Genomic DNA, 12,371 nt, shown 5'->3' on the forward strand with positions numbered 1-12,371 from the left:
GTCCCGCCGGGGGGCGCGGGGGGGGCCGCGCCCGGCGGGCGTCCGGGGGGCCCCACCCCGGGCGGGCGGGGGCCCGGGGTACCCCCGAACCCGGGGCCCGACCAGTCCTTCCGACCGGGACGAGAGGCGTTACGCCTCGTTCTCCTTGGCGTCCTCCACCGACTTGCGGACCTCGTCCATGTCCAGTGCGCGGGCCTGCCCGATCACATCCTCCAGAGCGGCCTCCGGCAGAGCGCCGGGCTGCGAGAAGACCGCGACGTTGTCACGGACGATCATCAGGGTCGGGATGGAAGTGATCTCGAAGGCCGAGGCCAGTTCCTGCTGGGCCTCCGTGTCGACCTTCGCGAAGACGAGATCGTCGTGCCGCTCGGACGCGCCCTCGTAGACCGGGGCGAACTGACGGCACGGTCCGCACCAAGAAGCCCAGAAGTCGATCAGGATGAAGTCGTTCTCGGTCACGACGTCGTCGAAGTTTTCCTTCGTGAGCTCGACCGTGCTCATGCTGTGCCCGCCTTTCGTGGCTGACCGGTGTGTTCGCCCGCGTCAACCGTGATGTTCACTGTCGTATTCCGACTGCCCATGTGGCCGCACGCCACACCCCGTACCAGACTGGCTCCCATGACCGATGGCATGGAGAACACGGTGTACGACGTGGTAGTACTCGGAGCGGGCCCGGTCGGCGAGAACGTGGCGGACCGCGCCCGTGCCGGAGGCCTGAGCGCGGCGGTGGTCGAGAGCGAGCTGGTCGGCGGCGAGTGCTCGTACTGGGCATGCATGCCGAGCAAGGCCCTGCTGCGTCCGGTGACGGCGCGCGCCGACGCCCGCAGGGTCCCCGGGCTGCGCGGGGCGGTGCAGGGGCCCCTCGACGTGGCGGAGGTACTCGCCCACCGGGACGAGTACACCTCGCACTGGAAGGACGAGGGCCAGGTCAGCTGGTTGGAGAGCGTCGGGGTGGACCTCTACCGCGGCCAGGGGCGGCTGACCGGCCGCAGGACGGTCTCGGTGACGGGTCCCGGGGGCGAGCAGCGGCAGCTGACCGCACGGCACGCCGTCGCCGTGTGCACGGGGACCCGCGCCGTCGTCCCCGACATTCCCGGACTGGCCGCCGCCCGGCCCTGGACCAGCCGCGAGGCCACCAGCGCCCGCGCCGTGCCGGGACGGCTGGTGATCGTCGGCGGGGGAGTGGTGGCCACCGAGATGGCCACCGTCTGGCAGGCACTCGGCTCACGCGTGACGATGCTGGTACGCGGCGGCGGGCTGCTGCCGAGGATGGAGCCGTTCGCCGGCGAGCTGGTCGCATCGGCCCTCGGGGAGGCCGGGGCGGACATCCGGTTCCACACGTCCGCCGTCTCGGTCGAGCGCGGTGACGGGCCGGTGGCCGTGGACCTGGAGGACGGCGGGCGGATCGAGGCCGACGAGATCCTCGTCGCGACCGGCCGCGCCCCTCGCACCGATGACATCGGCCTGGACACGGTGGGGCTGGACGCGGGCTCCTGGCTGTCCGTGGACGACAGCTGCCGGGTCGATGGCACCGACTGGCTCTACGCCGTCGGAGACGTCAACCACCGGGCCCTGCTGACCCACCAGGGCAAGTACCAGGCCCGTATCGCGGGCGCCGCGATCACCGCACGCGCCCAGGGCGTCCCCCTGCTCGAAACCGACCGCTGGGGCGCCCACGCCGCGACCGCCGACCACGCTGCGGTCTCCCAGGTGGTCTTCACGGACCCGGAGGCGGCGTCCGCGGGACTCACACTCGCCGAGGCGGAGAGCGCCGGGTACCGGGTCAGGGCGGTGGACTACGACATGGCGGGCGTCGCGGGAGCCGGGCTCTACGCCGATGGGTACAAGGGCCAGGCCCGTATGGTCGTCGACCTCGACCGCGAGGTACTCGTCGGCGCCACGTTCGTGGGCCCCGCCGTCAGCGAACTGCTCCACTCGGCGTCGGTGGCGATCGCCGGGGAGGTGCCCATCGAACGGCTGTGGCACGCGGTCCCGGCGTATCCGACGATCAGCGAGGTGTGGCTGCGGCTGCTTGAGACGTATCGGGGTTAGGGGCGTGCAGATCTTTGACCTGTCTCCATGCGGGAAAGCCGTGGGTGCCGACCCGAACCGGCTCGGCCCCCGGCTCCCACTCGCTCTGGTGGCCGGGAGTTCGTTCGTTGAGTAGCGGAACCGTACGAGCCGCCGCCGATCGCTGCATCTGGTTGGTGATCACCGCCCACAGCCGACTCCGCCTCGCCCCTTGTCCGGATGGCGGATCCGGCCCCCACGCGGGCATGAACTGCACGAGGCCCTCAGTCGGCCGTCACAGTTCTCTGGGGCCTCGTGTCCCGAACGAGCTGATCCTCGCTGTTTGAAGGCGGCCTTGAGGGGCGCATGCGGACGAAGAGGCTGGTGGGGTGTCGGCCGACTGGTCGTATCTCCGTCAGCACGATCAGAAGCATGCTTGCCAAGCACTGGTCATCCAGTACCTCTTGGTGAGATCGCTGAAGTGCGGTCCGCGCTGTAGTGCGGACCGCCAGAGCAGCGGTATGCGCCTCATGGCGGCCGTAACCAAGGTGACGCCGCAGGTGAGGGAGTGCGTGCCTGGGAACGCGGCCTGTCCGGCCCGTGTTTGATGGCTGTCCATTCGGGGATGCGGTTGCGGTCCCCTGGACGGTCCTGCTGTCCCCGGTCCGATCATGCGGGGGAACCAGGTGCGGTGCGTGGATCCTCTACACGGATCAAACGTCAACATGGCCTATCCAGCCATGAGAGACCACTCTCCCTGTGGAGACTCCCGCAACTACGGGCCGGCGCTTGCTGACAGCCGGCAACCCTGCGAGCAGGGAAAACGCTTACTGCGGGAGTCGTCCGGTCTCGTACGGATGAGGCGGCAATGAAACATTGGTGCAGTTACCAAGCGGGTGTTTGACGCGGCTTAAAATCGCATGCCTTTGAGTGGCTAAATCTTGCTAGCGTGATCCGGGTCGATTATTGAAGCGACATGCGGCGCTCAGTGACGGCGAGTTTCCGCCACTGGGTGATGACAGGTCCGCTGGCCCATGCGCGTACGAGGGGGCCCGAATTGTGCGCGAGAAAGTAATCACGTCGGGAAACACACCTTCGTAGTCCGCTGCCGAGGCTCCGGAATTCCTCAATATCCGGTGCTATGACGCGCTGCTTTGCCTGCATCCTGCCGGATTCTCCGGCGGATCACTCGTGCACTCGTTCAAGTCATCTCTAGGAGCGAAGAATATGGCCGAGCTTGCTATCGTCGGAAGCCAGGATGTCGATGCCCGCGAATGGCTCGACAACGCCAGGGAAGTCCAACTGCCGACGCGCGACAGTTCGGTGAAGGCAACTGTCGGAACGCTGAACGGGTATGAGTTGATCGTGATGCCCCGCAACAGTTCCGGGCGGCCGGTTCCTCCGCACGCGATTGACTACCGGGCCAACATGGACGCCTTGTCCCGGGCCGGCGTTCGGATGGTGCTCACTACCGCCATGGTCGGCACGCTACGGCACTCGCTCCCGACCGGGAGCATGCTCGTCCTGGACCAGTTCATCGACTTCACGAGGGACCGGCAGTTCACGTTCTTCGAGGACGACCGGTTCGGCTTCGCCGACATGACCGAGCCGTACTGCCCGAACCTTCGCGCCCACATGATTCGTGCAGGAAAAGCCCTGGGTATGCACATAGCCCCGCAGGGCTGCTGCGTGTGTGTTCCTGGGCCGCGGTTCGAAACCCGGGCCGAGGTAAGGATGTTCGCGCAGCTCGGCGGTGACGTCATCGGCCACACCAACGGGACCGACTGCATCATGGCGCGCGAGGCCGGCATGTGTTTCGCGACCTTCGCCGGCGTCATCACGCTGGGTGCCGGCCTGTCGGACCATGACATGAATGCCCACGACTGGCACGAGCCGCGCAGGCAACATGCCGCCCGCTTCAGGCAGATCGTGGGCGAGATGACCCGGTCGCTGTGCGACGGCGGCTCCGAAGCCCATGTCGACTGCCGATGCGCGACGGCTGCGCCGATCGAGAAGTAGCCCTGAGCCAGTCGATCGGTCAGGAACTGTCCCAGGGCCTGGAGTAACGGCTCCAGGCCCTGCCCGGCCCGTTGGTGAATTTCATGCACAAGGAATAGAAATGACAAGTAATCCTCATATCGTGTGGGACTGGAACGGGACCCTGCTCGGTGACGGCCGCATCATGATGCGATCGGTTATCGCGGCTTTCGCTGTTGCGGGTCTCCCCGAGATCACCATCGAGGACCACCGAAAGCACTTCACGCGACCCATATCTTCCTTCTTCGAGAAACTGGCGAAGCGCTCGCTGAGTGCGGCCGATTACGGTGTCCTCCGGCAGTCCTTCGAGGCCGCCTACCGAGGGCTGGCAGTCAATTTGGCTCTGACGTCCCATGCCGACGCCGTACTCAGAAGGTGGGCCGTGGCCGGACGGACTCAGTCGCTGCTTTCCATGCACCCCCATGAGAAGCTGGTCCCGGAGATCAAAAAATACGGGATCGCAGACCTTTTCTTACGCGCCGATGGTTATAAGGGCTCGGGGGCGGACACAAAGGCAGAACACCTCAAGGCTCATCTTGCCGCTCTCGGGGGACCCTCTCCCGATGATGTGATCTTGATCGGTGATACCGTGGACGATGCACTGGCTGCGCAGGATGTGGGGCTGAGGTGCGTCATATTCCATGACGCACGCAATGCCTTGCAGGATCTGGGTCACTTCGATCATCTCATGGTGCCTGTCGTCCGGACTCTCCCGGAGATATTCCGTTATATCGAGTAGCGGAGATGAGTGATCTCGGCCTGTCAGAGATGTAGAGAATTCACCAGGTTCTACGGCATGGGGGCGGAACTTCAGTGGTTGCGAATGCTGGTCCAGTGAACGGTGATAATGGCAGGCGGTCCGCTACGAACTCGGTCGTAGCCGCTGGGTTCGAACCTGAATCTCACCCCCCGTCGAAGCTCTACGTGGGGCAGATCCAAGCCGCGGTGGAACGGATCGCCCTCCGCCAGGGCCACGGAGCCGGCCCTCTTCCCGCGGCCTTCCACCTCCTTGATCTGTGCTCCAACCTGGAGACCGCCGTCGAGCACGGCGACCTGCCAAGCGTGGGCTTATCGGTCGCCGGTCTCTACGCCACGAGCTCATGGATAGCAGACATCTACGGGGTGACCCTCAAGAAGTCATATCAGGACCTCGGCCACAATGCGACCATCAGCAAACTCATCGAAGACCGGCGTGCGACAGGAAGGCGCCGGGAAGTCAGAGAGGCCCTGGCGCTCAGCAGGACATCATTGACTGACATCATGCGAAACATCGCGCTCTACAGCCACGCCTATGGGAGCGGCAGCGAGGACACCCTCAGGCCTCTGTCAGAAGTCATAGCAGAATTCCAGATATCTCTACTGGATCTGGGCGTCTGCCTCAAACTGGATCTCGTGGAAGTCCTTGAGAACGGATTCCACGACCGAGCCCTCGACGCATTCTCTGGTGGAGACCACAATCCCAGGCAGGCTGCGGCTGTCAAGCAATTCACCCCGGTCGCCAGGCGAACCTACTGCCCTTTCGCTGCCGCGGCCAATCTGTGGGGTGCCCCTGAATATGATCCGTCCTTGTCCATCGCGGAGCACATAAGGTCTTCGGTCGGGCTGCTCCATCACTTCAGTCGCGCCGCTCTCCGTGAGACCATGGACGGGTTTATTTACTCGTTCCCCGCCAGTGAATTCGGCCGGGATACGGCGCATCTTGGCAGTCTGCTCCGCACTCTGATTGAAACCCTGATGCAGTGCGACGATGCCGAAGCCCGCCCCTTTCGGGAGGAAGACCTATTGGACGAGAAATGGCGCTTCTCCTTCGATGGTGAGGACTACTTCGTTCCCGTTTTCGCGCCTCTCTACGGCCCTGGCCACAACCGGTTCACCTACGAGGTGCGGGACCGGGTCTTCATCCTCCTGCAACCTAACAGTTCCTTTCACCGCAGGATGGGGGTAAAAGGCCGGGAAATCAGAAGTCAGATACGGCAGAGATTCCGTGACGGATTTCAGCCGTACGACAATTCCAAAGAATTGGAACCCGGGAGATTCCTGCAGGCCGAGGATATTCGCACCGGATCCCCGAAATGGTACCGAAAAGACAAAGCATAGTGAGGAACGCTGCCGCAGTGCGAAAAATTATCTTCGCGAGCACGAACCCCATCAAGCTGGAAGAGGCAAAACAGATCATCCCTGAGATTCAAGGGATACGGGTCGACATGGACGAAATCCAGTCCCCGGCCCCGGAGGTCGTCGTCAGAAACAAGTTGGAGCAGGTCGTCAAACTTTCCTGGGACGATCCGGTGATCGTCGAGGACACGGGACTTGAGATCGATTCCTGGAACTCTCTTCCAGGTGCACTTGTGAAATGGTTTGTCGACGGTATGGGTGCCCAGGAAATAGCACACATTACTGCGCTCAAGGGGGAACGCCGTGGAGCAGACGCGGTGAGTTCGGTCGGTATCGCCTACAAAGGCGAGATCAAGGTATGGACCGACCGCATTCGGGGGAAGATCGTTGCACCGCGCGGAGAATTGGGCGGCTGGACCCCCATATTCGAGGTCGAAGGATCAGGGAAAACGCTCGCGGAGATGAGCTTGACCGAAAGAATGTCAGTGACCATGCGCAGACGGCCGCTGGAGAATGCGAACGCCTGGCTGAACCAGAGGCCCGTAGCCTCGGCCGGCAGCTGCCGCCCGGCAACCCCGGGGAAACCTCACGGGCATCAACCCCGGCTGGATGGAGAAACCCAGTGACTTCCGAGCGCGTCCCCCTCGTGATAGACACCGACCCCGGCATAGACGATGCCTTCGCCATCACTCTCGCTGCCCGCAGTCCCCACGTGGACCTCCGCGCGATCACCACCGTGTTCGGGAACGCAGCCGTAGAGCAGACAACCCTCAACGCGCTCAGGGTGCTCGCGATGTGCGACCGCGACGACGTACGGGTAGCCAGGGGTGCCGAACGCCCACTCGTCTACCCACACCCCCACCGCGCCGAATACGCCCATGGCAAGGACGGCCTCGGCGGAGCGTCAGGCTCGCTTCCTGCTCCACTGGGGAGCGAACAGCCGCGCCCGGCCGTTGAAGTACTGGCCGACGTCCTGAGAACCGCACAGACGCCCGTGACGATCGCGGCGATCGGCCCCATGACCAATGTCGCACTGCTCCTGGCCGTCTACCCCGAACTCCGCTCTCGCATCGGCCGCCTGGTGGTGATGGGCGGGGCGGCATCAGGTGGCAACGTCACCGCGACTGCCGAATTCAATGTGTGGAGCGACCCGGAGGCAGCTCGACGCGTCCTCGTCGATTCCGACGTGCCGACGACGCTGGTTCCCGTCGACCTGACTCATCGGGCCTGGGTGAGTGACGAGTGGCTCAAGACCCTCGCAGCTTCCGGCCCGGTCGGAGCCTCCCTGGCCTCCGTCTGTGCCCCCTATCGTGCCCATTATCAGCGGGAACTCGGAGTGGACGGCCTTGTCCTGCATGATGCGGTGGCCGTCGCCGAGGCGATCTGGCCCGGCATACTGAAGTGCCGGCGACTGGCAGTCGATGTGGTGTGCGACTCCACGTCGGCACGCGGCGCGACTCTCATCGACACCCGCTCGGGATATGACGACGCACGGGTCGGACGCGAGATCGACGTGGCCCTCGACGCGGACATCGACGCTCTGCGCGACCTCCTGCTCGACAAGCTGAGCGGCCGCTCATGATCCCGGCCCATCCCGCGCGCTGAGCCGGTCTTCCAGGGACGGCGGTCCGAGCCCCGCACCCGCTGCCTCGTTGTTCCAGCCGCTTTGGTCAAGGGATCTGTACAGCCCTCAGCCGTCTCCGCTACGTTGACGACCAGAATCGGGCTCGTCGACGCGTTGGTGGCTGGGTGGCGCGTCCCCTTGACGCGCCCGACGGAGATCTCGTGTCCTACCGCTCCCTGCTGCATGTCGCAGGCGTCGGCTTCTTCCCTCTGGGATTCCTGGCCCGCCTGCCATACGCCACCTCAGCCCTTTCCACGCTCATTCTGCTCCAGGCCTCGACTCACAGCTACGCCTTCGCCGGGCTCGCCAGCGCGGCCCAGAGCATCGCCATCGCCATCGGCGGCCCCCTGGTCGGAGCTCTGGCCGACCGGTACGGCCACCGGACCGTCGGAGTGGCCGCAGCGATCGCCAACTTTGCGGCCTGGGCAGCAGCCCTGCTGGCCGCCGGCCACGGCAGCCGGGCGAGCATGTTCGCCGCCGCCGCGCTGGTGGGCCTGACCCAGCCTCAGGTCGGCCCCCTCGTACGGGTGCACTGGTCACGATTGGTTCAATCCCGCAATGAGCGCCACCTGCTGCCTACGGCGCTGTCCTACGAGGCGTCCGCCGATGAGCTGAGCTTCGTCACCGGCCCCGCGTTCGTCGGGCTGCTCGCATCCCTCAGCCCCCTCGCGCCCGCTGTCGCGACGATGGCTCTGATCGCAGCAACCACCCTCCCCTTTGCCCTGACCTACGCTCACCGCAGCACGCACCAGCGGCCGTCAGGTCGGCAGGAGAAGCCGCACCTGCCCCGCCGTCCCCTGGCCGTCATGTTCTTGGCGATGGTCGCGATGGGGGCGATCTTCGGCGCGGTCCAGACAGCCGTCACCGTCTACGCCAACATGATCGACAAGCCCGGTGCTTCCGGACTCGTGTACGCCGAGTTCGGCATCGGCAGCGCCCTTGCAGGCGCCGCCTGCGCTTGGCTCCCGCAGAAGTTCTCTCTTCGCGCCCGATACGTGTCGTTCGCCGCGATCCTCTGCGCGGGCATGCTGGTCCTCTTCGTCGGCGCCCAACTGGTGTCCGTCCCCGCCGCGGTCGCGGTCGCGAGCTTCACCGTCGCGCCCTACATGATCAGCCTGTACGCGCTGACCGAACGCCTCGCCCCAGTCGAACGGGCTGCGGTCGCCATGACCATCCTGTGCGCCGGCGGCCCCCTCGGCACGGCTGCCGGACAAGCCGTCTCCGGCAGTCTCGCAGACGCTCACGGTGTCAACGGCGCACTCCTGGTCGCCCTTGTCGTGGCAGCGGGGGCACTTCTCCTCGCACTCTCGGCATTCCTGGCCGACCGACAGCGCAACATCTGGATCATCGATGCTCCGGCCGTGAAGCCTCCGGTGGTCCAGGAGCTTTCCGGCACATCCACAGAACTCCATTGAGATCTGACCGGGTGTTGGCCTGGTGGCCGGCCATGAGCCGGGCGCCAGGTGTCGCGCCAGTTGAAAGCGGCTTCGCCGGTCGGAGCCGTGCACGTGGCCTGAACGCTGACCGCTGACTGCCTGGTCCGCCCGTCCGGTGGGGCGCGCGGACCAGGCACTGTGGTCGATACCTCTCATGTCGGCGGCAGGAGAGGATCCCGCAAGCTGAACCAAGTCAGCCGACTGCCAAGGTTATTGACGACGGTAATGGATCCATTGTCGCCCCATGGGAACGTGGTGGCGGCCACCCCTGGTCGCTCCGGAAAGTCTGTACCTGAAGGCGGCTCCCGGAGACCTGCCGCGGTTGACGGTGCGGACGTCCCCCTGGTGCGTCAGCAGCCGACCCGTCGGCCGGGAAGCGTGTGCAGGACGCGGGTGAAGTGCAGATAGAGGCTGACGCGGTGCTGCATCTGGGCGGGGTTGCCGCCGTCGCACTCGGCGGTTCCGTTGAGGCTGCGGATGGTCTCGCCGAATCCCGCGTGGCGCACCATGGCCTGGTGGCCGGTCATGGTGCCGGGCCCGTCCTGGGTGTTCCAGTACCAGAGTGCGGTGGCCCAGGCGACGGCCGGGTCCCGCTCGACCAGCCAGGGATCGTCCAGCAGGTCGAGCCCGAGTGCGTCACCGGCGGCCTTGTAGTTGAAGTTCCAGCTGAGCATGATCGCACCGCGCCCGTAGTACGCGTCCTGCCCGGCGGGACAGCCGTACGGCTGGGTCGTGTCGCAGAAGACCGGGTAGGTCGACTCGTCCTGGGCGACCTTGTAGTGGAGCCCGCCGGTCTCATGGCTGACGTTGGCGAGGAAGGCCGCCGCCTCCTGCCGCCGCACCAGCAGGCTCCCCGTGCGGGCGAACCCGGGATAGGAATGTGTTGCCTCGACGAGTCCGTCGTAGGTGAAGAAGGGGTCCCGGTCGGGGAACATCCGCTCGAACTGGCTCTCGCTCACGACGAACGGCGTGGGGCGCCGCCCCTCGTGCGCGCCCGCCGCGGGAGCCACGAGCCCCAGACACGCCAGCGCCATCGCGGGGGCCAGCAGGGCCCGCAGACCTCGTCGGAACATTCGCTGCCACTCTCCGTCCGTGGGGGTGGGCCGGGCACCGGGGGAGGCGCCCCTGCTCTGGTGCGGGGCCCGGCCGGAGGTACCGCTCGCCCCGCGCGCGGGGCCCCGGCCGGAGGCACCGCACGCGTCCCGCGCGCGGTGGGGCCCCGGCCCGGTTCGGGGCGGGACCCACCGCGCGCGACCGGCCGTGCGGAGCCGGTGCGGTACCCGTGTCAGCCGACGTTCACGTCGATGCACGTGTAGAAGGCGTTGCTGGTGTCCGCGATGTTCCACACGGCGAGGACCTTCTGCTTGCCCTTGAGGCCGCCGAAGTTCACCGAGTGGGTGACCGTGGCGCCCGGCTTCGCGCCGTGGTCGTCGAACTCGGCGATCTTCTGGCCGCCGACGAAGTACTGCCAGGTGCTGGTGGCGTGCTGTGCCGTCAGCGTCCACTTGAACTCCGTGGTGGAGCCCACCGGTGTGACGGCCCAGCCCTTGGAGTCGTCGTCCAGCTCGGCGTACTGGGAGTTGCCGCCGCTGCAGCTCTGGAGACCCTTGGGGCCCTCCACGCTCTGCGGCTCATAGGTGATGGCACCGCAGCTGACGGTGTGTGCCGCGCACTGAGCCTGCCGACTGGGAGGCGATGAGACATATCCGTGGGCGCCGGCCGACGCGGCGGGCAGGCTGATCGCGAGTACCGGAGCGAGGAACGCGCCGAGGATGGCGGCGGTCTTCCTTTTCGCGTGCATGGAGAACTCCTTCACATCAGGTCTTCCTGCGTGCGACCGGCCTGTGGGGAGACAAGGCCGCGGCAGGTCGGCCTCTCGCGGGTGGGGCCGAGAGGCGCGAAGGCGGGCGGTACGGACCTCTTCCGTCCGCTTCCGTATCACTCCGTCTCCGGTCCGTGTCCGGGGAACGGAGCGAGCGCGGCAACGGCATCAGCGGTCTGCACCGAGTTGGTCCAGACCATTTCAGCTCGACGTGTCCGCGTCAAGGGTGGGGTGAAAGGCCGGTGACGGGGCCCGGTGGCACCCGGTCGCCCGCCACAGCTTGCGCTGGTGCGTCGCTGCACGTCGTATGGGTATGCCGGTGCGTGTCTTTCGGCCTACGGTGCGTCAGCCTGTCGCCCGCCGCCGATCCGTGCCGCCGGCCGTACGTCTCAGCCCGGACCGTCTGGAGGCAGGTGTCCATGTCAAAAGGCACAAAGAGAACGGGCCTGTTGGCTGAACTGTCCGCCGAGTTCTCCGGCACCCTCATCCTCATCCTGTTCGGGGCCGGGGTGGTGGCGCAGGTGGCGGCCGCGGGTCTCGGCGACCACGACAGCATCGCCTGGGCCTGGGGATTCGGCGTCACGCTGGGGGTGTATGTCGCCGGCCGGATCAGCGGGGCCCACATCAACCCGGCGGTTACGCTCGCCTTCGCCCTCTTCAGGGGCTTCTCCTGGGCGAAGGTCGTCCCCTATGTCGTGGCACAGACCGCCGGTGCCTTCGTCGCCGCGCTGCTGGTCCGATGGAACTACACGGAGATCCTGGCCAAGTTCGACCCCGGCCACACGTTCAAGTCCCAGTTCGTCTTCTCGACGCTGCCCGGCAACGGAACCTTTCCGGTCAGTGAGTGGGGAGCCCTGCGCGACCAGATCCTCGGTACCGCGATCCTGCTCTTCGTGCTGTTCGCGCTCACCGATCTGCTCAACGACCCGCCCGGCGCCAACATGGGGCCGCTGCTCATCGGTCTGCTCATCGTGGCCATCGGTATGGCCTTCGGTGCCGACGCCGGGTACGCCATCAACCCCGCACGTGACTTCGGGCCCCGGCTGGCGAGTTTCATCACCGGTTATCACACGGCCTGGCGAGATCAGTACGGCAACCTCTACTTCTGGGTGCCGATCGTCGGACCGCTGATCGGTGGTGCGCTCGGTGCAGGGCTGTACAAGCTGATGATCGGGCGTCATCTGCCGATGCTCGGCAAACAGGAGGCGGGGAGGATTCCCGCGGCGGACTGACCGTTGGCCCGGAGAGCCCGGAGAGCCCGGAGAGCCCGGAGAGCCCGGAGAGCCCGGCGGGCCGGCTGAACCGGTGGTGGGGCCCATGTGTGCCA

General features: G+C 66.3%; 11 protein-coding genes. 8 read left to right on the forward strand and 3 right to left on the reverse strand.

The features are described from left to right. Positions 1-129: 129 nt before the first annotated feature. A complete protein-coding gene (trxA, locus tag ACFXBC_RS33475) occupies positions 130-501 on the reverse strand; it encodes a thioredoxin (RefSeq protein ID WP_385033322.1) in 372 nt (123 codons plus the stop codon). A 117-nt stretch (positions 502-618) separates the two neighbouring features. On the opposite strand from trxA, the gene ACFXBC_RS33480 reads away from it, so the two are divergent. The 7 genes from ACFXBC_RS33480 (at position 619) to ACFXBC_RS33510 (ending at position 9,201) form a co-directional block, all read left to right on the forward strand. Next, complete coding sequence (locus ACFXBC_RS33480) at positions 619-2,052, forward strand: dihydrolipoyl dehydrogenase family protein (protein ID WP_385033325.1); 1,434 nt, start codon at positions 619-621, stop codon at positions 2,050-2,052. Between the two features lie 1,185 nt (positions 2,053-3,237). Next, entirely contained in the window at positions 3,238-4,029 is a 792-nt protein-coding gene (locus ACFXBC_RS33485) for an MTAP family purine nucleoside phosphorylase (protein ID WP_385033328.1), read from the forward strand. Between the two features lie 100 nt (positions 4,030-4,129). Further along, positions 4,130-4,786, forward strand: coding sequence for an HAD family hydrolase (locus ACFXBC_RS33490; RefSeq protein ID WP_385033331.1), 657 nt, complete (start codon positions 4,130-4,132; stop codon positions 4,784-4,786). Positions 4,787-4,881: 95 nt separating this feature from the next. After that, complete coding sequence (locus tag ACFXBC_RS33495; protein ID WP_385033334.1) at positions 4,882-6,144, forward strand: YqcI/YcgG family protein; 1,263 nt, start codon at positions 4,882-4,884, stop codon at positions 6,142-6,144. Between the two features lie 17 nt (positions 6,145-6,161). After that, positions 6,162-6,788: a non-canonical purine NTP pyrophosphatase gene (locus ACFXBC_RS33500; RefSeq protein ID WP_385033337.1), complete on the forward strand. Its 627-nt coding sequence runs from the start codon at positions 6,162-6,164 to the stop codon at positions 6,786-6,788. Continuing rightward, the gene (locus ACFXBC_RS33505) at positions 6,785-7,744 is read left to right on the forward strand and encodes a nucleoside hydrolase (protein ID WP_385033340.1); all 960 of its coding nucleotides are present in this window, start codon (positions 6,785-6,787) and stop codon (positions 7,742-7,744) included. Before ACFXBC_RS33500 ends, ACFXBC_RS33505 begins: the two co-directional genes overlap by 4 nt. Before the next feature lie 203 nt (positions 7,745-7,947). After that, the gene (locus ACFXBC_RS33510) at positions 7,948-9,201 is read left to right on the forward strand and encodes an MFS transporter (RefSeq protein WP_385033343.1); all 1,254 of its coding nucleotides are present in this window, start codon (positions 7,948-7,950) and stop codon (positions 9,199-9,201) included. A gap of 371 nt (positions 9,202-9,572) precedes the next feature. Here ACFXBC_RS33510 and ACFXBC_RS33515 read toward each other — a convergent pair whose 3' ends face one another. Continuing rightward, positions 9,573-10,295: a chitinase gene (locus ACFXBC_RS33515; protein WP_385033346.1), complete on the reverse strand. Its 723-nt coding sequence runs from the start codon at positions 10,293-10,295 to the stop codon at positions 9,573-9,575. A 212-nt stretch (positions 10,296-10,507) separates the two neighbouring features. Further along, positions 10,508-11,023: a lytic polysaccharide monooxygenase auxiliary activity family 9 protein gene (locus ACFXBC_RS33520; protein ID WP_385033349.1), complete on the reverse strand. Its 516-nt coding sequence runs from the start codon at positions 11,021-11,023 to the stop codon at positions 10,508-10,510. A gap of 440 nt (positions 11,024-11,463) precedes the next feature. Between ACFXBC_RS33520 and ACFXBC_RS33525 the strand changes: the two genes are divergently transcribed. After that, the gene (locus ACFXBC_RS33525; RefSeq protein WP_385033352.1) at positions 11,464-12,276 is read left to right on the forward strand and encodes an MIP/aquaporin family protein; all 813 of its coding nucleotides are present in this window, start codon (positions 11,464-11,466) and stop codon (positions 12,274-12,276) included. The last annotated feature ends 95 nt before the right edge of the window (positions 12,277-12,371 follow it).

It is taken from the genome of Streptomyces sp. NPDC059398, from assembly GCF_042751845.1.
Classification (GTDB): domain Bacteria; phylum Actinomycetota; class Actinomycetes; order Streptomycetales; family Streptomycetaceae; genus Streptomyces.